Source organism: Streptomyces sp. NPDC051218, assembly GCF_044455475.1.
Lineage (GTDB): Bacteria > Actinomycetota > Actinomycetes > Streptomycetales > Streptomycetaceae > Streptomyces.
This window is the reverse complement of record NZ_JBITEU010000002.1, coordinates 562197-583570: the sequence shown is the minus strand read 5'-3', so window position 1 is coordinate 583570 and position 21374 is coordinate 562197. Positions and strand designations below refer to the sequence as shown.

Below are 21374 nucleotides of genomic sequence, written 5' to 3'. Positions count from 1 at the left end.
TCATGACTTAATTTAGGACGTGAGTTAAACCGGCAGGGAAGATACCGTCAAGGGGTCACACAGAACCAACTTCGAGGCAGAGCAGGCCGGAAGGAACCACATGGCAGGGCAGCGCAACGGGCGTACGGTGCACGACCTGCGGCGGGAGAACCGCGCCGCCGTTCTGCAGCGGCTGTACTTCGAAGGACCGATGAGCCGCTTCACGCTCGGGCCCGCCACCGGGCTGAGTTCAGGTTCCATCAGCAATGTCGTGGCCGAGCTGGTGACGGAGGGGTGGGTGGAGGAGGCGGGCAGCGTGGAGTCCGACGGCGGACGCCCGCGTACGCTGCTGCGGGTGGCGCCCGGCCGCGGTCAGCTGATCGGCGTGGACGTCGGCGAGACCCGCGTACGCGTCGAACTCTTCGACCTCTCCCTGTCCGAACTCGCCAGGGCCGAGCGCCCGTTGACCCTGAAGGGCCATGACGTCGGCGGTATCGCGGAGCACATCCGCGACGGCATCGGCGAAGTGCTCGACGCGGCGGGCGTCACGGAGGAGGGGCTCCTCGGCGTCGGTATCGGCGTGCCCGGAATCGTCGCGCGCGACGGCGAACTCGGTGCCGTCGTGCACGGGCAGACCATAGGCTGGGACGCGGTGCCGCTGGAATCACTGCTGCGGGAGGCGGGCCGGGGGTCCACTCAACTCCCCGACTCCGTCCCATACTTCATCGACAACGGCGCCAAGACGCTGGGCCAGGCGGAGATGTGGTTCGGCGCGGGGCGCGGGACACGCAACGCGGTGGTGGTCCTGTTCGGCTCGGGTGTCGGCGCGTGCGTCGTCACCGAGGACGTGGAGCAGGGCCGCGCCGTCGAGTGGGGTCACCTCACGGTGCGGGTGCAGGGCAGACGATGCCGGTGTGGTGGGCTCGGGTGCCTGGAGGCGTACGCGGGTGCGGAGGCGCTGCTCGAACGGTGGCAGGAGGCGGGCGGCCACCCGCCCAGAGGCACGGACGAGGAGAGAACGCTCACCGCCATGCTCGACGCCGCCTACCCGAAGGGCGACAGCGCGGCAGATCCGACGGCCCTGGCCGTGCTGGAGGAGACCGCCGAGTACCTGGGCGCGGGCCTCGCCGACCTGATCAACCTCTTCCAGCCGGAGCGGATCCTCGTCGGCGGCTGGGCCGGGCTCCAGCTCGGCCAGCGCTTCCTGACCGCGGTGAAGCGCTACATCCCGACGTACGCCCTCTCCTACCCCGCGGGGCGCGTCACCATCGACCTCGGCCGCCTGGGCCCGGACGCGGTGACGGTCGGCGCCGCGACACTGCCGCTGGCCGACTTCTTCGCCCGGGGAGGGCGGCGCGCGGCTCCGGTGCGGGTGGCGGAACTCCCGGGCTGGCAGACCGCGTTGGAGGGGCGCCAGCCGTCCTAGAGGAGCACTTCTCGGCCAAGGGCGCGGCTTGGGCGGCCGGCCTCCGGGTGGTCGGCTTCCAGATGGTCGGCTTCCGGGCGATCGCGGCCATCGGTGGTCGTGGCCTGTTGGAGGAGGGTCACTGCTTCCCTAGACGGCGAGCCGGGCTCCGTCACGGCGAGCACCAAGTGCTGGCCCTCCGCCTGGGGAAGGTGCAGGCTCTGCTGAGTGACGGTGAGGGTACCGACGAGAGGGTGGAGCATCTCGTAGCGGGCGAAGTCGCAGGGGTGCACCTGATGACCGGCCCACAGGGCGGCGAACTCCGGGCTCTTGATGGGCGACCGCTGGGCGGTGCGTGAAGACGTTCGCGGCGATGTGCGCCGGGCCTGGGGAGGGGTGCGGTGAGGTGAGGGTGGGCGGAGGGCGCGGGTGGGTCGGGCGGTGGCCCGTGTCTGCCGAAGAAGCGGTATGAACTCATTGCTCGACCGGGCCGCCGCCCGCCTCTTTCCCGACGTCGAGGGCCATCACGGCGTGCTGCCCCCGCTCCTCGTCGTGTTGACGTTCGCCACGGGACTCGTCGACGCCGTCAGCTATCTCGGCCTCGATCGTGTCTTCGTCGCCAACATGACCGGCAATGTCGTCTTCCTGGGTTTCGCGCTCGCGGGCGACGTGCAGCTGTCCGCGACCGCCTCGCTCCTCGCGGTCGGCGCGTTCGTCGCAGGCGCGTGGGCGGGTGGCCGGCTCACGCCGCGGATCGCGCGGCCACTGCGGCTGTTCGCGCTCCTCGTCGCGGCGCACGCCGTGCTGGTGACGGCCGCCCTGGTGCTCGGCCTCGTAGTCGAGGCACGGCACGTCCTGATCGTGCTGCTCGCTCTCGGCATGGGGCTGCAGAACGCCGTGGTCCGCAACCTCGCCGTACCGGATCTGACCACCACCGTCCTCACCATGACCCTGACGGGCCTGGCATCCGACCGGCCGTTCCCCGCCTTCACGCGCAGGTTCGCGGCCGTCGCGTCGATGTTCGCCGGGGCGCTCGCGGGCGGGTTCCTTCAGCTGCACCACGGGACGGCCGCCGCGCTGGCGCCGGCGCTCCTCCTGCTGGCCCTCGTGGCCCTGACGGCCTCGCTGCGGGATGCGGCCGAGTCGCGTGCGCGCTGAGCCGCCTACCGCGCCGACTCGACGAGCCGGGCGAGATGCGCCAGCGCCATGCGCGTCCCCGTCTCGTTGTCGGCGGCGGGCACGCTGTCGGGGATGCCTTCGTGCACGATCAGGACGTCGGTTCCGCCGTCCGCTCCCCCGTCGGTGAGCGTGGTCGTCATCGTCATCGTGCCGCTGAGCTCGGGATCCTCGGTCTCGAAGGCGAGCACCTCGACCACCTGCTCGTTCGGTACGAGCTTCGCGAAGTGGCCGTGGTACGTGTCGGTGTGCGAGGCCGACTTGCCGGTGCCCGCCTGTCCGTCGTAAGTGAGCGATACGCGGAACCGACCGCCCTCGCGGGCATCAAAGGTGTGCACATGACTGCTCATGCCGTCCGGGACACGCCAGCGCGCGATGGCGTCCGCGTCGAGAAGTGCCTGGTAGACGGCCGCGCGCGGGGCGTTCACGTGCCCTGACACCTGTGTCGAGTACATGGGCCCAATCTAGGATGCCGACCGTCCGCGCGGGACCTCACTCTCCTCCGGAAGCCGGTCGCCGAGGCGTGCCAGTGGGGAAAGGGCCATGAACAGCGGGGAGAGCGCCAGACAGACGGCGGTCAGGAGCAGACTCGCGCGCAGCCCCCACGCACCGGCCAGCACACCGCCGAGCAGCGATCCGACGGGCATCAGGCCCATGCCGGCGAAGTTGATGGTCGCGACGACGCGCCCCTGCATCGGAACGGGTGTGATGGCCTGCCGTACGGCCATGAGCGTGACGTTGACCAACTGGCCGAAGACGCCGAACACGAAGTTGATCGCCATGAGCGAGGCGATGGTGACGACCCCGGATCCGTGCAGGGCGGGCACGAGGAGCATTACGCCGTCGGCGAGGACCGCTGAGGCCACGACCACCCTGCCGTAGCCGAACCTCTGCGGCAGCCGCGCCGCGAGCAGTGACCCCGCCACCGCGCCCGGCCCCATGGCGGCGAGCGCAAGGCCGACCGCCATGCCGGACAGGTGCAGTTCGCGTGGCAGGAAGAGCAGGTAGACGGTCATCACCGCCGCGAACGAGAACTGGAAGAGGGCCGAGGCGACACCCACCGCTCGCAACGACGCATGGGTGACGACGAAGCGCAGGCCTTCGTGTATCTCGCGCCGGACGCCCGGAGGCCGCTCGCCCGGCGCGGCCCGCCCCGCGCGCTCGGGCAGCGCCTCGCGTCGGCGGATGCGCCGGATCGACAGGAAGGATGCCGCGAAGAAGAACGCGCCGACGGCGGTGGCGATGGGCGCGGAGAACAGCGACACCATCGCCCCGCCGAGCGCGGGCCCACCGATCTGGGCCGCGGATCTGCTGCCTTCGAGCGCACTGTTGCCCGCCTGCAGCCGGTCGCGGTGCAACAGCCGTACCAGCGAAGCCTGGTAGGCCACATCGAAGAACACGCTGAGTACGCCGACGACGAAGGCGGCCACGAGCAGCGCGGGCATCCCGAGCAGCCCGAGCAGGTACGCGAGGGGAACTGCGCCAAGCGCAAGGGCGCGCCCGAGGTCCGCGAGGACCATCACGTCGCGAGCGCGCCGACGGTCCACCCACGCGCCCGCGAAGAGCGAGAAGAGCAGGATCGGCGCCTGCTCCACCGCGCGCAGGGCGCCGAGCTGGCCGGCTCCGACGCCGAGTGCCACCACGGCGATGAGCGGCACAGTCACTTGGCTTGCCTGCGCCCCGAGCTGTGAGGCGGTCTGCCCCAGCCAGAGTCCGCGGAAGTCGGCGTCCCGCCACAGGCTCGAAGCAGGACGCGCGGGAACAGGACGGGAGGTGAACGGCACAGGGGTCCCTCGGGGCAGCGAAGGTTTCGCCGTGCCGCAACTCGTGGGCAGCACGCGATTGACGGGCCGATGGCGGCCTACGAGTCAACGCGCGCTTCAGTGACCGGGCATTCCAACTCCTGGGAGATCACGCTGTATCGGCCATCCTCGACCACGGGGCCGCGACAGCGCCACCCCCTTCAAGAAGGAGGCGGTGCGGCTCCACCCTCACCCGGGCGGCCCGACGTACTACCGGAGCACGTGCCGGAAGCCGCCGTCACCTTTCCGCAAGGGTGCGACCTGGTCCGGCCCCGCTGCGCCCCCGGCCCCGAGGGACTCAGGCCGCGGCGAGCGTGGCCTTCTCCGAGAGGCGGGTGACGATCTCGGTGAGGGCCGTGACCACCTCGGTGTCGTCGGCCGGGTGCGTCTCGGCGAAGCGCGTCAGGGAGGCGGGGATGGACAGCTTGGCCTCCTCGACGACGACGCCACCGGCGAGGCCGGCGGCCTTGCGGGCCTCGTCCTGCGCCCACACGCCGCCGTACTGGCCGAAGGCGGTGCCGACGACGGCGACCGGCTTGCCGGAGATCGCACCGGCGCCGAAGGGCCTGGACAGCCAGTCGATCGCGTTCTTCAGGACCGCCGGCATGGTGCCGTTGTACTCCGGCGAGAAGAGGAGGAACGCGTCACTGCCGCCGGCCACCTCACGCAGACGGAGCGCCGCGGCCGGGACGCTGCCCTCGACGTCGATGTCCTCGTTGTAGAAGGGCAGGTCCGCAAGGCCCTCGAACACCTCGATGTCCGCACCCGCGGGCGCGTGCTTCACGGCGGCCTCGGCGAGCTGACGGTTGTGGGAGCCGGCGCGGAGGCTGCCGACGAGGGCGAGGATGCGTACAGACATGGCGGATCTCCTGAAGACGTGCGGACGGAACATGGAACATGTGCGGGAGGGGCGATATCAAGCGGACCGAGGTCCGTTTAAAGTTGTACCACCTATCCGGACCGCGGTCCACTTCGCTGGTCTAGGCGCTACGCTGGATTCCATGACCGGCTCCGTTCCCCCGCCCCTCCCCTCGCCCGACGCCCCGGGCGGGGCGGCTGAGCTCGAGCTGACCCCGGTCGGCGAACCGCCCTCGCTCAGGGCCGACGCGGCGCGCAATCGCACGCGTCTGCTGGAGGCGGCCTCGCAGCTGATGGCGGGGTGCGGAGCCGCGCAGCTGACCATGGACGCGGTCGCAGCGGCGGCCGGAGTCGGCAAGGGAACCGTCTTCCGGCGCTTCGGCGACCGCACCGGGCTGCTCGTCGCCCTGCTCGACCACCGCGAGCAGCAGCTCCAGGCCGCCTTCCTGTCCGGTCCTGCCCCGCTCGGCCCCGACGCGCCGCCCCTTGAGCGCCTGCACGCGTTCGGGCCTGCCCTCATCCGCCACGAACGCGACCACCACGAGCTGATCCTGTCCTCACGGACCGACCCGCTGCGCACCTACGGCGTCCCGGCGAACCGGCTGCGCCTCACGCACGTCACGATGCTGCTGCGCCAGGCAGGCGTGGCGGGGGACGCCGAGCTGCTCGCCCACACCCTGCTCGGCTCCGTCGACAGCGTCCTCGTCCACCACCTGACCACCGAACGCGGGATACCCCTCGACCGCGTGGAGGCGGGGTGGCACGACCTCGTCGACCGGCTGGTGCCTGGGCCATAGCCGCGGCCACCTCGCCCGGCCGAGGGCACGCCGGTGCCGCGCCTGCCGCTATACGCCGATCGCGCCGTCTATCCGCTCGCGGAGCAGGTCGGCGTGGCCGTTGTGGCGGGCGTACTCCTCGATCATGTGGATGAGCACCCAGCGCAGCGACACCGTTCCGCGCCACCCGTCGTCGCCCTCCATGTCGAGGCCGGGCGCGTCGGCGACGAAGCGGTCGGCGAACGCCACCTCGGTGCGCCACGCCTGCCACGCGGCGGCGATGACGGCCGGTTCGGGCACCGCGCCGTCGAAGTCATGGTCCGGGTCCGAGTCCGAGCCGTAGAGGGGCGGGGCCTCCTCACCTGCCAGCACGCGACGGAACCAGCGGCGCTCCACATCGGCCAGATGCCGGACGAGGCCGAGCAGCGAGAGGGTGGAGGGCGCGACGGACCGCTGGGCCAACTCGGCGTCCAGGCCTGTGCACTTCAGTTCCAGTGTGGTGCGCTGCGCCGCGAGGAAGTCCACGAGCATGAGCCGCTCGTCGCCTGTCGTGCGCGCGGCGAGCCGGCCGTCCCGCTCCTCTTCGACGAACAGTTCCGCGCGCCTGCGTCCACCGGTCATGACCTCATCCAACCCTGCCCGTCCTGTCCTGGGCCAGGCCTTTTCGCCGCCTCGACGATCACGCCGTCGTCGCGAGGAACTGGGTCGCCGCCAGCTCCCCGTACAGGGGATCGGCCGCCACCAATTCCTCGTGGGTGCCGGACGCGCGGACCCGCCCCGCGTCCATCACCACGATCCGGTCGGCGAGCGTCACCGTCGAGAGGCGGTGCGCCACCACGAGGACCGTCACCTCCCGTGAGATCTCGGACACCACGTCACGCAGGGCCAGTTCGTTCACCGCGTCGAGCTGCGACGTCGCCTCGTCGAGGAGCAGCAGGCGCGGCTTGCGCAGAAGCGCCCTCGCGATCGCCACGCGTTGGCGTTCGCCGCCCGACAGTTGGGAGCCGCGGTGTCCGACCAGCGTCTGAAGACCGTCCGGCAACCGGTCGACCAGGGTGTCGAGGCGGGCGCGTACGAGAACATCACGGATCTCCTCGTCGGTCGCGCCGGGCGCCCCGAAGAGGAGGTTCTCGCGCAGGGTGCCCGCGAGGACGGGCGCGTCCTGTTCCACGTAGCCGATGACGGAGCGCAGTTCGGCGAGCGGCCACTGCCGCACGTCGCGGCCGTCGACGAGTACGCGGCCGCCCGTCGCGTCGTAGAACCGCTCGATGAGGCCGAAGACGGTGGTCTTGCCCGCGCCCGAGGGGCCGACGAAGGCCGTCATGCCGGGGCCCGGGATGTCGAAGCTCACGCCGTGATGGACGTACGGAAGGGCATCCCGGTAGCGGAAGGTCACGTCCTCGAAGGTGACGGCGGCGGGGCCGCTGTGTTCCGTCCGCGGCGTGGGCCCGGTGACGTCCTCCGTCTCCAGACGTTCGGCCCGTACGATCCGCGCGATGGCCGCCGAGCCGACCTGGTACTGCGAGACGCCCTCGACGAGACGGGACACCGGGTCGATCAGGTAGAAGAGGAAGAGCAGGAAGGCGACGAGCGTCGAGACCGAGATGGCGCCGGACGCGACGCGTGCGCCGCCGATGCCGAGGACGGCGAGGAAGGACACCTGCACGGCGAAGCCGACCGAACTCCAGGCCACCGCCTGCCACTTGGCGGACCGCACCCCGTGCCGCCAGGCCTCCCGCGCGGCGGCCTGCACTGCGGCGGTCTCGCGATCCTCCGCGCCCGACGCCTTCAGCGTGCGGAACGCGCCGAACGCCCGCTCCAGCGCCGTCGAGATCGTGCCGACCGCTTCCTGGGCCCGTTCCGTCGCTCGGGCGATCTTCGGCATCACCAGGGCCACCGCGCCGCCGATGAGCACGATCACGCCGAGGGTGACGCCGAGCAGGACGACGTCCATGAGGCCCATCATCACGATCGTCGCGATGAAGGTGAGCCCGCCCGCCACGGCGGACACCACGGACTGCGTGGTGACCGCGCGCAGCAGTGTGGTGTCCGAGGTGATCCGGGACATCAGGTCGCCGGGCTGTGTGCGCTCCACCTCCGGCAGGCGCAGCCGCAGCAGCCGTCCGATCAGGGTGCGCCGGGCCGCGAGCACCACGGATTCGGCGGTGCGTTCAAGGACGTACGCGCCGACGGACTCGATGGCGGTGCCGACCACCACGAGTGCGGTGAGCAGGAGGATGATCCCGGCGATCGAGCCGTCGCTGCCCAGCCGGTCCACCAGGGTTTTCGCGGCGAGCGGCTGGGCGAGGCCGGTCGCCGCGCCGATCAGCGTGCACAGGGCGCCGAGGGCGACGGCCCAGCGGTGCGGGCGGAAGTAGCGATACAGCGCCCGCCAGGTCTCACCGGCGGAGAGCCTCTCCTGCGCCGGTATCTCCGCCGCCGGTCTCTTGTCGGCCGGCTGCTCCGGCTCGTTCTTGGTCACGCGGGAGAGGACGCCCGGGACGGCAGATTGCCTGACCTACCTACCTACCTACCTACCTACCTACCTGACCGGCTGCGCGGTTGCCCGGCTCCTCGCCCCGTAACCCGGATCGGGACACGGAGTTAGAGGGACTGTCGAATTCTTTGCAGTGACGATTCTGCACGGCGGGTGCGGCGGGGGGAGGACAGGCGGGTGCGTGTACGCGGGGGTGGCCTGCTGGGCCGGGCCGAGGATCTGTCGAGACTCCGTCGCCTGCTGGCCCAGAGCAGGCTGGTGACGGTGACGGGCGCCGCGGGCGTCGGCAAGAGCGTCCTCGCCGCGCACGCCGCAGCAGCGGTGAGCAGCCAGCTGCCGGACGGCGTGATCGTCGTGCGGTGGTGGGACGACGGCCTCGCGCGTGGCCAGTCGGTGGCGCGGGCGGTGGCCGAGGCCATGGACGGGGAGGCGGGCGAAGTGACGGCCGGGGAGATGGCCGGGGGTGAGAACGGCGCATCTGTGGCCGGAGGCGGGCGGGGTGGGGGTGGGCGACGCGGCCTCGAGCAGGACGGCGACGAGCGAGGCGGGGGTGGGCAGGACGGCGGCAGGCCACACGACGACGGACAGGACGGCGGCAGGCCACGCGAAGGCGAACGAGGCGGTGGCAGGCGAAACAGCAACGAGCAGAACGGCGACGGACCACGCGGAGGCGAGCAGGAGGGCGGCGGGCGAGGCAGCGGCGACCAGGATGGCGAGCAGGGGCGTGCCGGGCAGGACGACGACGGGCAAGGCGGAGGCGGGTGGGGCAGCCGCGGGCCACTCCGGGACGCGAACAGCGGCTTTGGTGGGGCGGAGCTTGTTGCGCGGCTTCGGGCTCGGCGGGTCCTGGTGCTGCTCGATGACTTCGATCCCGTACGCGACGAGTGCGTACGCCTGGTGCAGTCGCTGCTGCTGGGGGCGCCGGGCGTGCGCGTGCTCGCGGCGGGGCGGCAACCGCTGGGCCTCGGGCAGGAGTTGGTGCATCATCTCAGGCCCCTCCCGGTCGTCGCCCCGGGGGCGGAGAAGGAGCCGGGGCCCGCGGTGGAGCTGTTCATGGAGCGGGCGCGCGGCGCAAGGCGCCAGGCGGACGCTGCGCCCACCCCTTCGCCCCCGGCACCCGACGAAGCCGAACTGCGCGCCGTCAGGGACATCTGCGCGCGGTTGGAAGGCGTACCGCTCGCGGTGGAGCTCGCCGCTGCGCAGACCGGCCTACATACGCCCGCGCAGCTCGCCCGGATGCTGCGGCCCAGCCAGGGGTGGCTCGGAAAACCGGAGGCGCCCCTGCGGCGGCACCGGTCCCTACGGGCCGCCGTGGGCGCGAGTTACGCGCTCTGCGGGCAGGCCGAGCGCAGCGTCTGGGCGCGGCTCAGCATCTTCGCGGGCGAGTTCGACGAGGACGCCGCCGTCTACGTGTGCGCGGGCGGCGGGCTCGCCCCGGAACGGGTGGCCCCCTGCCTCGCGCGGCTCGTCCTGGCTTCGGTGCTGGAACCCGTGCGTGACCCCGGCGGCGTACTGCAGCCCCGCTACCGGCTGCCGGCGGCGGCCCGCGATTTCGGTGCCGAACGCCTCGAATCCACGGGTGAGTCCGGCACGGCGGCCACCCGCCACCTCGCCTGGTACCGCGCCGTCGCCGCGACCGCCCACGAGTTGTGGAGCACCGGACGGCACGACCGGGCGACCCTCCTGCTGCGCGACGAGGAACCCGACCTGCGGGCAGCACTGGAACGGGCAGCACTGGATCCGCCCCCGCACACCGCCGACCGGAGTACGAGCGCGGATATCACCGCCGCGGGTACGACCGCCCTCGGCATGGTCGTGGACCTGTGGTTCTGGTGGGCGGTGTGCGGACACGCCACCGAGGGGCGTGAGCATCTGCGGCGGCTGCTGCCGCTCAGCCAGGCGGACGCCCCGCGCGGCGGGCAGGCCCTGTGGCTCGCGGGCTGGCTCGCGGCGTGCGACGGCGCGCCGGAGGCCGAGGAACTTCTCGGTCAGGCCTGGCGCGTAGCCGTTCTCGCCGGTGACGACGCGACCATCGGCAGGGTCGCCCACGTACTGGGCCTCATCGCCCTGCGCGGCGGCGAGACGGAACGCGCCATCGAGTATCTGCGGGAAGCCGCCCACACCGTCCCCGCCCACGCCCATCACGGCCCGTCCGCCGCGGTCAGCTGGGCCGGACTCGCCGTGGCGCAGGCCCGCGTCCGCCCGGCCGACGCGCTGCGCAGTGTCCGCCGTGCGTCGGCCGGGACGCAGACGCGGCACGACATATGGACGCGCTCCGTGACGCAGTACGCGCTCGCCCTCGTCGAGTACCTGCGCGGTCGGCGCAGCCGGGCCTGGCGCCGCGCACACAAGGCGCTCGCCGGGGTCGTCTCCGTGGCCGGGCCGCCCGGCGCCGCCTCGGTCCATCAGCTGATCACCGCGATCGAGCACGGGCCCGCGCTCGGCGGGATCGAGTGGCCGCCTCCGTGCGGGTGGAATCCACCGGGGACTTGAGGCACTCGGGTCAACATGCACGAAAGAGGCCCAACCATCTGATTCGTTCATCTTCCCGCGGTCTACACATGGTTCGACCCGGTAGCGAACGTGGTTCGACCCGGAAGCGAACGAACGGAGCGAGCGTGTGAATCGGTTGAAGCTGAAGTACGCGTCGGTGAAGTACACGTCAGTGGCGGGCATCGCGGCCCTCGCCGTGCTGGCGGGCCCGGCGGTGCCCGGCGCCGGCGCCGTGAGCCCGCATTCCTCGCACGCACCCGGAAACGCGGCGACCGCGGCCCCGCGTCCGACCCTCACCGCGAAGTCGACCGCGGCCAGCGTCCGTGCGTGGCAGGACTTCTACATCTACGGAGTCGGCCGCAACATGCGGCCCGGCACCCGCGTCACACTGCAACAGAAGCAGGGCAAGCGTTGGGTTTCGCTGCCCGCGTCGGTGTACACCGCGCGCAACGGCGCGTACAAGATGCGGGTCAAGCTCGGCCTCAAGGGCCGCAACTCCCTGCGCATCGTCGGAGGCCGCGCCATCTCGCCCGTCGTTTACGTGAAGGTGCGCTGAGCCCGGAAAGCCCCGGACGAACGCGAGGTGGGCCCGGTCCTCCTCGGCGCGAGCGTGAGCACGCCGACCTCTGCCGCAGGCGAGGTCGGCGCGCAGAACCGACGCGTCCGCGGCGTCCCGAGTACGTCACCCGGACGCGCCGCGAGGGTGGCCGCCCTCGCCCGAAATCCGGACGTAATGTCCCCTTCACCCCCACCCCCAGGCGAAGGAGATTTCTTACGTGCGCGCCCACCGGACCCCCCGGATCCCCCCACGGCTCCTCCCCCGCCTCGTCGTCCTCTTCCTGCTCCCCCTGCTCACCACCCTCAGCGGCACCCTGATCGCCCCGGGCCATGCCCACGCGGACGCGCCCGCGCGGCACGCGCCGGCCGTCACCAGCCTGTATGCCCCGCCGCCCGCTCTCGAAGAGCCGTGCACCAGCAAGGACGCCGCGGTCTGCCTCATCCGGCAGATGACTCCGGAGGAGCGTGAGCAGGCCCGTGAGGTGCGGCTGCGCTACCACCAGCTCCTGGACACCATGGAGCGCGTTGCGGACCGTATGCATGAGGAAGGCCGCTCCGACGAGGAGATCGCCCGCGTCCTCGTCGACATGCGCAACGAGGCCAAGGACATCACCCGCGCCGGGATGACCCCCGAGGCGGTACAGGCCCTGGAGGAGCGGAACATGAAGAAGTACGGCAATCCTCTCGGCCCGACCGCGGACCAGCAGTTCGCCAAGTACGGCAGCTGGGCCAAGGTCATCGAGGCGTCCACCCGCACCAGCGCCGCCGTCGACCAGGAACTCGGCATCCCGCCACGCGCCTGACATTCATGCTGCTCAAGGACTACGACCAGCACGGCCGTACGTGGGCCCTCGACCCCCGCACGGGGCTCCTGTCGCCCGCGTCCGGCCGCTGCCACGGTTTCGTCCACGCGGGCGGGGAGGCGGCAGCGGCGCTGTACGCGGACCCCGCCGACGAGGAGCCGGTTCTCTGGCTCCAGTACGGCCGACGCCGCTGGAACTGCGCCACGGTGACGGTCCATCAGTCCACCCGCCCGGACGGCACCCGCCGCTTCACCGTCGAGGACACGCGGGGCACGGCCCTTCTCGAACTCCGCTACCCCGCACCGGACCCCGGCCCCTTCGACCCGACGTACGACTGGATGGACGCGGAGGCGGACGACTTCTTCCTCTGGGTGGCGGGCCGACTGACGGACAGAGACGCAGCGTCGGATACCACACTCCTGACGCACTTCCGGGCTGGTTTCCTCCCCGCCTGAGGCCACAAGTAGCCTTTCCGAGCGATGAGTTGATGTCTCCCGTGGAGTCTTCACTCACGCAACGAGAAACCGAACAAGACCGGGCCGCGCACAAGGTTCGCGACCCCCACCCGGAGGTACACCATGTGCGCCCACCAGCCCCCGTGCCCGCTCGCCGCGAACCCCGACCACCTCGCGGCCCGGATCGTCTCCGCCCATCCCGAACAGGGCTGGAGCCTGTTGTGCAACGGCACGATCGTCTTCGACGACACCGGCGAACTGCTGCCGGACGGCCGCGTGGTGGGTGCGGCCAGGACGCCGGCCATGGCGGCCTGAGAACACGGACCGACGCGCGCCACGGGGTCGCCCTACGGGGCGATCGCGCCCAGCAACGTCCTCGCGCACAGGTCACGTACCTGTGCGCGCGGCAGCAGCTCGGGCTCCTCAAGCCACTCCAGGCAGACGGTCACCATGAAGGCGAGCCAGCCGCGCACGGCCAGGCGCAGAGCTGGGACGTCGTGGGGGGTGGCAGCCGTCTCGGGGTCAGCGGCCAGTGCTTGCAGGATCTGGTCCTCGTGGGCCGCGAGGCCCTCGCGGTAGATCCTGCGGACCGTGGCGTCGCCCGTCTCCTCCGCCCGGTGGAAGGCGCGGAAGCCCTCGGCGTGCGACTCGACGTACGCGAGGAACGTCTCAAGGCCCGTGCCGATCTGGTCGCGGACCGGGACGCCGGGCACCGCCGCCGTCAGGCGCAGCATCCGCCGGCTCTCGCGCTGCACCACGGCGGCGAAGAAGTCGCTCTTCGTCGGGAAATAGTGGTACAGCAGGCCGCGTGAGACGCCCGCGATCTCCGCCACCCGCTCGACCCACACGTCGTCGTACGGATTCTGGGCGAAGAGCCGCGCCCCTGCCTGGAGCAACTGTTCCCTGCGCTCCTCGGTGCTGAGTCTGCGGCGCGTACGCTCCGGCGGGTTCGCGACCATGGGAGCACCTTACTTGACGTGGATTCAACAGCGGGCCCAGACTGGAACACCTTATTGAATCCGCGTACAACAGGCTCAACGGGTCTGCGGCACAAGGGAGATGGCACACATGGCTCAGGTGTCGCAGACATCGCAGGTGGCGGAGGGTCCCGAGGCTCCCCCCAAGGGCTTTCGCAGCGCCGAGCTGGGGTGGCCGCGCCTCGATCTCATCCCGCACCCGCCGCGCCGCCTGCCCCTGGTGGGCGACATCCTGGGCGCCAACGTCCGCACGCCGGTGCAGGATTCGATGCGCATCGGCAGCGGGCTCAGTCCCATCTTCCGCCGCAAGGCGTTCGGCAAGGAGATCGTCTTCGTCTGGGGCGCCGGACTCGCGGCCGAGCTGGCCGACGAGTCGCGCTTCGCCAAGCATGTGGGCCTGGGCGTCGCCAACCTGCGGCCGGTGGCCGGTGACGGCTTGTTCACGGCGTACAACCACGAGCCCAACTGGCAGCTCGCGCACGACATACTCGCCCCCGGCTTCAGCCGGGACGCGATGGCCGGCTACCACCCGCTGATGCTGGACGTGGCCCGGCAGTTGACCGCCCGCTGGGACCAGAGGGAGGAAGCGGGGCGGCCCGTCGACGTGCCCGGCGACATGACGAAGCTGACCCTGGAGACGATCGCCCGCACCGGGTTCGGGCACGACTTCGGCTCCTTCGAGCGGTCAAGGCCGCACCCCTTCGTGTCGGCCATGGTCGGCACGCTCTCCTACGCCCAGCGCCGCAACGTCGTACCGCCCGCGCTCGCCCCGCTTCTGCTGCGCGGCGCCACCCGGCGCAACGCCGCCGACATGGCCTATCTCAACGGCACCGTCGACGACGTGGTCGCGGCCCGCCGCGCCGCCCCTGGCCCCGGCGACGGTGATCTGCTCGACCGGATGCTGGAGGTCGCCCACCCCGACACCGGTGAGCGGCTCTCCGCCGAGAACATCCGCCGCCAGGTCATCACGTTCCTGGTCGCGGGGCACGAGACGACGTCGGGCTCCCTGTCGTTCGCGCTGCACTATCTCGCGCGCTCCCCCGAAGTCCTGGCCCGCGCCCAGGCGGAGGTCGACGAGGTCTGGGGGGACGCGCAGGAGCCCGCGTACGAGCAGGTCGCCAAGCTCCGCTATCTGCGGCGCGTCCTGGACGAGTCGCTGCGGCTGTGGCCGACGGCGCCCGGCTTCTCGCGCCAGGCTCTGCACGACACGACGCTCGGCGGTGTGCACCCGATGCGCGAGGGGGCCTGGGCGCTCGTCCTCGCCACGTTGCTGCACCGCGATCCCGCGGCGTGGGGCGAGCGTCCCGAGGAGTTCGACCCCGACCGGTTCGCCCCTTCGGCGGTACGCGCGCGCCCCGCCCACGTCTTCAAGCCGTTCGGCACGGGCGCGCGGGCCTGCATCGGCCGTCAGTTCGCGCTGCACGAGGCGACCTTGGTGCTGGGACTGCTCCTGCGCCGCTACGACCTGCACGCCGACCCCGGCTACCGCCTGCGGGTCGTCGAGCGCCTCACCCTCATGCCGGAAGGCCTAACGCTGCGGCTCACCCGCCGCGCCAGGGCGGCGTAGAGCTCGATTGTCAGACCCGTGCGCAAGAGTGGAGGGTCCACCGGTGCGAGCCGCCGGTCCTTTCGAACCCGCGCAGAGGAGCTCTCGACATGACCAGCACGCCGACCCCGGAACTGGCCGCAGCCCAGGCCTGCTTGCGGCTGCTGCACACCGCACGTGCCGCCCTGTCCGGCCCCTCACCGGCCGCGGCGGCCTCGCTCCTCGCCGGACCCATGGCGGAGGCCGACGAGGCGCTGCGCCGCGCGGGCCTGACGGGCAACGAGGCCGAGCTCCTGAACAGGATCTACGACCTCGAGCCCGACCGCCCCGATCCCCGGGCGTGCCCCGCTTCGGCCAGTCAGGCCAGTTCAGCTAATTCGGCTCCGCGGACTCCGCAGGCTCCGCAGGTCCCGTCGACTCCTTGGGCTTCCAGGTGAACTTGTCGCCGCCCACCCAGCGCACCAGATCCGGATCGTCCACGTCGTGTACGACGACGCCCGCCTGAGCTGCCACCTCCAGGACGTCGACAAGTTCCCTGGCCTCGCCGACCACCTCGCCGTCGAGCTCCACGATGCGGAAGGGCGGTCGGCCGGGGTTGACGCCAAGGACCGTGATCCGAGGCTTCGCCATATAGAGGTACGCGCTTTCGGTCATGTCTGGAGGCTTCCACGCTCCGGCTCCGTCATGACCATCACGACCTGCCCGTTCGGCCGCTCGGGCTACGTACCGGTCACATCGGGGCGCCCGACGAGCCGCTCGGCCGCCGAGCGCGCGGAGGCGAGGGCATCCTTGCGGTCCGCTCCGCGCTGCCCGAGGACGACCCGCGTGCTCAGGCCGTCGAGGAGTGCGAGGAGTTCCCCCGCGCGGCCCGCGGCGTCGTCCACCGCGAAGGCTCCCTGAGCCGCGCCCTGGGCCAGCAGGGCCTCCAGATCCGCCTGCCAGCCGAGGTCCAGCTCGTCCTGGGCCGTGCGGAGCGGTGCGTTCGCACCGGAGCGGGCCCACAGCTCGATCCACAGCATCCAGCGGGGGTCGCGCGGCCCCTTGGGCAGGTACATCCGCAGGAACCGGTCGAGCTTGCGGCCGGGCGCCGCCCGGCCCGCGAGCAGGGCGCGCCGTTCCTCGGTGAGCGCGGCCTCGCTCCAGCTCAGGGCTTCCAGGAGCAGGCGATCCTTGCTGCCGAAGTAGTACAGGATGTGGCCGCCGCTGGTGCCAAGGCGCTCGGCGAGCGCGGACATGGTGAGCGCGGCGAGGCCGTTCTCGGCGATCGCCGTCATCGCCTCCTCCAGCATCCGGTCCCGCGCGACCTGCCCGTCCCGCCGTCGTGCCACGCCTGCTCCCGTTCCGGTCCCCGCGCCCTGCTCCACCCGCCGACCCTATCCCCGCCGTCCCCGGCTGATTTCCCGCAGGGTCTTGACGGCTCCCAGGCCCGTGGCGCATTTTGAATGCCGTTCTAGGTAATAGAACGGCATTCAAAGTCTGGGTGCCGGAGAGTGAGGTGCCCGCATGACGGAAGAGGCCCCGGTTTCCGCCGGAACGAAGACCGCCCGAACAGGGACCGAAGCAGCGACGTCCTCCGGCACCGCGACCGCCGGGATCGGCACGGGCGTCACCAGCGACGAGGTGTTCCGGGTCGAGACCCACGGCATCGACCCGATCCCGGACGAGGACCGGCACGGCAGCGCCAAGGACCTGTTCTGGCTCTGGTTCGGCTCCAATCTGACCTTCACCTATGTCATCAACGGCGCCCTCGCCGTCAGCTTCGGCCTCAGCTTCTGGCAGGCCACCGCCGTGGTCGTCATCGGCGGGCTCGCCTTCTTCGTCATCAGCGCGGCAGGCCTCAGCGGCATCCGCACCGGCACCGCGACCCTCGTCATCTCCCGCGCCGCCTTCGGCGTCGTCGGGAACTTCCCCGCCGGGCTGCTCAACTGGGTGGTCTCCATCGGCTACACCATCGTCAACACCGTGGTCGGCACGCTCGCCCTCGAAGCGCTCTTCACCGACCTCGGCTGGGCGGGCGGGGACTCGGCGCGTGCGCTCGCCCTCGCGGTGACCCTGGCGATGACCTTCGCCGTGGCCATGTGGGGCCATGCCACCGTGCAGTTCGCCGAGCGCTGGATGGCGTACGTGCTGGCGGCCGGCTTCGGGGTGCTGCTCGTCTTCGTGCTGCCCGACGCCGACTTCGGAGCGGCAGCGGGCAGTGGCGCGGGCTTCTCCGGCTGGACGCTCGCTTTCGTGGTGATGCTCGCGGGGCCTTTCTCGTATCTGCCGATGCCCGCCGACTACACCCGCTATCTGCCCCGGGACACCTCTCTGCGGTCGATCACCGTCAGCGGCGCCCTCGGCGGCTTCGTCTCCTCCGTGGCGCTCGGCGTCGCGGGCGTCGCGGCTGCCACGCAGGCCGATATGACGGACGCCGTCGCGGGGGTGGAGAAGCTGCTTCCGGGCTGGTTCCAGCCGGTGTTCCTGCTGCTCGTGCTCGGCGGCTCGGTCACCAACTCGATCCTCACGCTCTACTCATCGAGCCTCAACCTCCAGGTGCTCGGCATCCCCTGGAGCCGCGCGAAGGCCATCGTCATCAGCGTCGTCGTGACGGCGCTCGGCTCACTCGGCGCGCTGTTCCTGACCGACTTCACCGAGTCGCTGCTCAGCTTCCTCTCGCTCCTGATCATCGTCTTCGCGCCGTGGGGCGGAGTGTTCCTCGCCGACATGCTGCTGCGTCGCTGCCGGTACGACACCGGGGCTCTGCACACCACCGGCCGCGAGGGGGCCTACTGGTACCGGGCCGGATTCCACCCCGCCGGGATGGCCGCCCTGGTCACCGGCATGGCCTTCGCCGCGCTGACCTGCGACTCGGAGCTCTGGACAGGGCCACTGGTCGCTCCGCTCGGCGGCGGTGACCTCACCCTGCTCGGCTCGGTCGTCGCCGCACTCACGTACTGGGCGCTGGCCCGCCGCAGCGTCCCCGGTTCCTCGCGGGCAGCCGCCTGAAGCATCCCTCCCGCCCCTCTCGTACAACTCGAACCACCCGCATCACCCCAGGAGTTACCTCTCATGACCAGCACCACCCCCAGGCCCGCGGATCTCGTCCTGCGCAACGCCCGCATCCACACCGTCGACCCGGAGCTGCCGTCCGCCGAGGCGCTCGCCGTCGTGGACGGGCGTATCGCATGGCTCGGAGCCGACACGAAAGCGGACTCCTGGACCGGCGAGGGCACGCGGGTCATCGACGGCGGCGGGCGCCTGGTCCTGCCCGGCTTCATCGACGCCCACAACCACGTGCGCCTGGGCTCCGACGACGCCTGCGTGCAGCTCGCCGGCGCCCGCACCCTCGACGAGATCCACGACCGCATCCGCGCCTGGCGCGCCGAGAACCCGGACGCCGACTGGATCGAGGCCGAGGCGTTCGACTACTCCGCCATCCCGGGCGGCCGTATGCCGAACGCCGCCGACCTCGACCCCGTAACCGGCGACACCCCTGCCTTCGTCCTGAGCTACGACGTCCACACCGCTTGGCTCAACACGGCCGCCCTGCGCCGACTCGGGGTCGACCGCGACCGTACGTCGCTGCCGTTCGGCCGCGCCGAGACCGACCCGGAGACGGGCGAACCCACCGGTTTCATCAAGGACTTCGCGATCAAGGGGCTCTCTCACGACGGGCACCGGGCGCTGCGCGAGCTCGGTCTGCCCTGGGCGTCACCCGACCGGCAGTACGGACGCCTGGCCAAGAGCCTGGACGACGCGATCGGCTTCGGCATCACCACGGTCGTCGAGCCGCAGAACTCCCTGGACGACCTGGAGTTGTTCACCCGCGCCCGCGCGGAGGGCCGACTGCGCTCGCGCATCGTGGCGGCGCTCTTCCATCCCCGCGGCACGTCCGACGCGGACCTGGACGACTTCGCCGCCGCCGCACGGCGGTTCGCGGACGACCGACTGCGCGTCGGCCCGCTCAAGCTCTACATAGACGACGTCGTTGAGCCCCGCACGGCCGCGCTTCTGGAGCCCTACTCGGGATGCGGGCGGCACCGGGGCGACACGTTCTACCCCGCGCACGAGTTCGCGGAGCTGCTCGCGCAGCTCGACGCCCGCGGCTTCCAGTGCTTCGTGCACGCCACCGGCGACCGGGGCATCCGTACGGTCCTTGGCGCCGTCGAGCACGCCCGCGCCCTCAACGGCCCGCGCGACGCCCGCCACCAGGTCGTCCACGTCGAGTGCCTGGACCCCGCCGACACCCCGCGTTTCGCGGAGCTCGGCGTAGTGGCCTGCATGCAGCCACGCCACTGTGCCCCCGAGATCGCGGGCCCCGGCCAGGACTGGGCCGAGAACATCGGCGCCGACCGGTGGCACAAGGCCTGGCCGATGCGGAGCCTGCACGAGGCCGGGGCGGTGCTCGCACTCTCCAGCGACTGGAACGTCGCCGAGATGGACCCGATGGCGGGCATCTACACCGCCCTCACCCGCCGCCCCCTCGGCGGCGGCGAAGCCTGGCAGCCGGAGGAGACACTCGACGCGGAGACGGCCGTCCACGGCTACACGATGGGCTCCGCGTACGCCAACTTCCTTGAGGACGAGCGGGGTTCACTGACGGTGGGCAAGCTGGCCGACTTCGTCGTGCTGTCCCGGGACATCCTGCGGGTGCGTCCGCAGGACATCCCGGGGACGAGGGCCGAGGTCGTGGTGGTGGGCGGTGAGGTGGTGCGGGACTAGCCGAGCCTCTCCACCGCCTTGAGGACATGACCGGCGCCGTCCTCCGCGCCCATGCGGCGCGAGACGGCACCGGCGGCCTCCTTGAACGTGGCCTCACTCACCGCACACCGGATCTGTTCGGCGAGGCGCTGTGCCGTGAGCTCCTTGAACGGGATGGGCTTGGTGGCCGCGCCGAGACCGGCGAGCCGTGACGCCCAGAAGGGCTGGTCCGCCGTGACGGGCACGGGAATCGCGGGCACCCCGGCCCGCAGCCCTGCCGCCGTGGTGCCGGCGCCCGCGTGATGGACCACGGCGGCCATGCGCGGGAAGAGGAGCGCGTGGGGCATCTCGTCGACGGTGAGGATGTCGTCGCCATGCGCCATCAGCCCCGCCCGCCCCTCTTGGAGGACTCCTCTCAACCCGGCCAGGCGCAGCGCGGAGACGGCCAGCTCGCTCAGCCGCGCGCCGTCACCCGCGGCCATGCTGCCGAACCCGATGAAGACGGGCGGCGGCCCGGCCCTCAGGAAGTCCTCGAGGGGGCCCGGCAGCGGGGTGTCCGGGTCGTGGTGCGGCCACCAGTTGCCGACGACGTCGAGGCCATCGCGCCAGTCCGCGGGCCGGGGCACGACGGCGGTACTGAAGCCGTGCAGGACAGGCCACCCGGCCTTTTCTCGGCACCGCCGGACGGCGCCCGGTGTGGCGCGCGGCAGCGAGAGGCGCGTCCGCAGGTCCGCGACCGCTTCGGCGTAGACACGGTCGGCCATCCGCAAGGAGAAACGGCCGAGCGCCCGGTTGCCGGGACCGCCGATCGACCTGCCGCCACCCACCACGGGCGCGAACTCGCCTGTGGGGTGCGTGGGTTGCAGGTAGGCGCCGATGGACGGAATGTCCATGGCCTCGGCCAACTGCCACCCAAGGGGCGCCGTGGTCGTCGACAGCAGCAGCGCATCGGCACCGAGTTCCGCGGCCTCGACGAGCCCAGCACCCAGCTTCCGCACGAACGCGGCGGCGGTGCGCATCAGCTGTCGATTTCCGCCACCGGCACCCGTATCGCCGGGCAACGGACGAAAGTCGAGCCCCGCCTCCCTCACGAGCGGCGCGAAGGTCTCCTGCGTGGCAAGGGCAACGTCATGCCCGGCCTCCCTCAACCGGGCACCGAGACCGGTGTACGGAGCGACATCACCGTACGACCCGGCAGCAGCCATCAAGACCCTCACCGGGCACCCACCCCGCCCGCGCCCCGCACCAAAGGCGCGAAGGACTCCTGCGTGGCGGCCGCGACGTCGCGCCCGATCTCCCGCAGCCGGACACCGAGACCGGCATACAGGGCGACATCGCCTTCGCCATAAGACCCGCCTGCAGCCAT

The 21374-nt window shown here is 71.7% G+C and carries 23 protein-coding genes; 12 read left to right on the top strand and 11 right to left on the bottom strand.

The genetic code is table 11. From position 1 onward, the window contains the following. Positions 1-100 precede the first annotated feature (100 nt). A complete protein-coding gene (locus tag ACIBCK_RS09035; protein WP_399388179.1) occupies positions 101-1405 on the top strand; it encodes an ROK family protein in 1305 nt (434 codons plus the stop codon). Here the strand turns inward: ACIBCK_RS09035 and ACIBCK_RS09030 are convergent. Then, positions 1402-1719, bottom strand: a complete 318-nt coding sequence (locus tag ACIBCK_RS09030; RefSeq protein WP_399388894.1) for a hypothetical protein — start codon at positions 1717-1719, stop codon at positions 1402-1404. The two genes, ACIBCK_RS09035 and ACIBCK_RS09030, sit on opposite strands and share 4 nt — an antisense overlap. Before the next feature lie 133 nt (positions 1720-1852). Between ACIBCK_RS09030 and ACIBCK_RS09025 the strand changes: the two genes are divergently transcribed. Beyond that, positions 1853-2542, top strand: coding sequence for a YoaK family protein (locus ACIBCK_RS09025; RefSeq protein ID WP_399388178.1), 690 nt, complete (start codon positions 1853-1855; stop codon positions 2540-2542). A 5-nt stretch (positions 2543-2547) separates the two neighbouring features. On the opposite strand, the gene ACIBCK_RS09020 is transcribed toward ACIBCK_RS09025, so the two are convergent. From ACIBCK_RS09020 to ACIBCK_RS09010, 3 genes are all read right to left on the bottom strand, one after another. Beyond that, entirely contained in the window at positions 2548-3015 is a 468-nt protein-coding gene (locus tag ACIBCK_RS09020) for an SRPBCC domain-containing protein (RefSeq protein ID WP_399388176.1), read from the bottom strand. A gap of 9 nt (positions 3016-3024) precedes the next feature. Continuing rightward, positions 3025-4344: an MFS transporter gene (locus ACIBCK_RS09015; RefSeq protein ID WP_399388174.1), complete on the bottom strand. Its 1320-nt coding sequence runs from the start codon at positions 4342-4344 to the stop codon at positions 3025-3027. Between the two features lie 316 nt (positions 4345-4660). After that, entirely contained in the window at positions 4661-5221 is a 561-nt protein-coding gene (locus ACIBCK_RS09010) for an NAD(P)H-dependent oxidoreductase (RefSeq protein ID WP_399388171.1), read from the bottom strand. A 142-nt stretch (positions 5222-5363) separates the two neighbouring features. On the opposite strand from ACIBCK_RS09010, the gene ACIBCK_RS09005 reads away from it, so the two are divergent. Further along, the gene (locus tag ACIBCK_RS09005) at positions 5364-6017 is read left to right on the top strand and encodes a TetR/AcrR family transcriptional regulator (protein WP_399388169.1); all 654 of its coding nucleotides are present in this window, start codon (positions 5364-5366) and stop codon (positions 6015-6017) included. A gap of 48 nt (positions 6018-6065) precedes the next feature. Here the strand turns inward: ACIBCK_RS09005 and ACIBCK_RS09000 are convergent, their stop codons facing one another. Together ACIBCK_RS09000 and ACIBCK_RS08995 are read right to left on the bottom strand one after the other, a co-directional pair. After that, positions 6066-6617: a DinB family protein gene (locus ACIBCK_RS09000; protein WP_399388166.1), complete on the bottom strand. Its 552-nt coding sequence runs from the start codon at positions 6615-6617 to the stop codon at positions 6066-6068. Between the two features lie 58 nt (positions 6618-6675). Then, positions 6676-8427 carry an ABC transporter ATP-binding protein gene (locus ACIBCK_RS08995; protein WP_399388893.1) on the bottom strand — a complete coding sequence of 584 codons (1752 nt, stop codon included), beginning with the start codon at positions 8425-8427 and terminating at the stop codon, positions 6676-6678. Positions 8428-8670: 243 nt separating this feature from the next. On the opposite strand from ACIBCK_RS08995, the gene ACIBCK_RS08990 reads away from it, so the two are divergent. From ACIBCK_RS08990 to ACIBCK_RS08970, 5 genes are all read left to right on the top strand, one after another. Beyond that, positions 8671-10986 (top strand): ATP-binding protein, encoded by a 2316-nt coding sequence (locus tag ACIBCK_RS08990; protein ID WP_399388164.1) that lies wholly within the window; start codon positions 8671-8673, stop codon positions 10984-10986. Positions 10987-11113: 127 nt separating this feature from the next. Further along, on the top strand, positions 11114-11542 hold the full coding sequence (locus ACIBCK_RS08985; protein WP_399388162.1) for a hypothetical protein: 429 nt from the start codon (positions 11114-11116) through the stop codon (positions 11540-11542). 220 nt (positions 11543-11762) lie between these two features. After that, complete coding sequence (locus tag ACIBCK_RS08980; protein WP_399388160.1) at positions 11763-12347, top strand: hypothetical protein; 585 nt, start codon at positions 11763-11765, stop codon at positions 12345-12347. Between the two features lie 5 nt (positions 12348-12352). After that, positions 12353-12802, top strand: a complete 450-nt coding sequence (locus tag ACIBCK_RS08975; protein WP_399388158.1) for a hypothetical protein — start codon at positions 12353-12355, stop codon at positions 12800-12802. A gap of 123 nt (positions 12803-12925) precedes the next feature. Next, positions 12926-13117, top strand: coding sequence for a DUF5999 family protein (locus tag ACIBCK_RS08970; RefSeq protein WP_399388156.1), 192 nt, complete (start codon positions 12926-12928; stop codon positions 13115-13117). A gap of 32 nt (positions 13118-13149) precedes the next feature. Here the strand turns inward: ACIBCK_RS08970 and ACIBCK_RS08965 are convergent, their stop codons facing one another. Beyond that, positions 13150-13761, bottom strand: coding sequence for a TetR/AcrR family transcriptional regulator (locus tag ACIBCK_RS08965; RefSeq protein WP_399388154.1), 612 nt, complete (start codon positions 13759-13761; stop codon positions 13150-13152). A 109-nt stretch (positions 13762-13870) separates the two neighbouring features. Here ACIBCK_RS08965 and ACIBCK_RS08960 point away from each other — a divergent pair, with 109 nt between their 5' ends. Then, positions 13871-15346, top strand: coding sequence for a cytochrome P450 (locus ACIBCK_RS08960; RefSeq protein ID WP_399388152.1), 1476 nt, complete (start codon positions 13871-13873; stop codon positions 15344-15346). An 89-nt stretch (positions 15347-15435) separates the two neighbouring features. Then, entirely contained in the window at positions 15436-15762 is a 327-nt protein-coding gene (locus tag ACIBCK_RS08955) for a hypothetical protein (protein WP_399388150.1), read from the top strand. Here the strand turns inward: ACIBCK_RS08955 and ACIBCK_RS08950 are convergent. Together ACIBCK_RS08950 and ACIBCK_RS08945 are read right to left on the bottom strand one after the other, a co-directional pair. Further along, positions 15698-15979, bottom strand: coding sequence for a hypothetical protein (locus ACIBCK_RS08950; RefSeq protein ID WP_399388148.1), 282 nt, complete (start codon positions 15977-15979; stop codon positions 15698-15700). The two genes, ACIBCK_RS08955 and ACIBCK_RS08950, sit on opposite strands and share 65 nt — an antisense overlap. Positions 15980-16044: 65 nt before the next feature. Further along, on the bottom strand, positions 16045-16614 hold the full coding sequence (locus ACIBCK_RS08945) for a TetR/AcrR family transcriptional regulator (RefSeq protein WP_399388891.1): 570 nt from the start codon (positions 16612-16614) through the stop codon (positions 16045-16047). 214 nt (positions 16615-16828) lie between these two features. Between ACIBCK_RS08945 and ACIBCK_RS08940 the strand changes: the two genes are divergently transcribed. Together ACIBCK_RS08940 and ACIBCK_RS08935 are read left to right on the top strand one after the other, a co-directional pair. Beyond that, positions 16829-18313, top strand: coding sequence for a purine-cytosine permease family protein (locus tag ACIBCK_RS08940; RefSeq protein WP_399388146.1), 1485 nt, complete (start codon positions 16829-16831; stop codon positions 18311-18313). A 63-nt stretch (positions 18314-18376) separates the two neighbouring features. Then, positions 18377-20029, top strand: a complete 1653-nt coding sequence (locus tag ACIBCK_RS08935) for an amidohydrolase (RefSeq protein WP_399388144.1) — start codon at positions 18377-18379, stop codon at positions 20027-20029. Here ACIBCK_RS08935 and ACIBCK_RS08930 read toward each other — a convergent pair. Together ACIBCK_RS08930 and ACIBCK_RS08925 are read right to left on the bottom strand one after the other, a co-directional pair. Next, positions 20026-21225: a glycosyltransferase gene (locus ACIBCK_RS08930; RefSeq protein ID WP_399388142.1), complete on the bottom strand. Its 1200-nt coding sequence runs from the start codon at positions 21223-21225 to the stop codon at positions 20026-20028. The two genes, ACIBCK_RS08935 and ACIBCK_RS08930, sit on opposite strands and share 4 nt — an antisense overlap. After that, positions 21222-21374 carry a hypothetical protein gene (locus ACIBCK_RS08925; protein WP_399388140.1) on the bottom strand — a complete coding sequence of 51 codons (153 nt, stop codon included), beginning with the start codon at positions 21372-21374 and terminating at the stop codon, positions 21222-21224. Before ACIBCK_RS08925 ends, ACIBCK_RS08930 begins: the two co-directional genes overlap by 4 nt.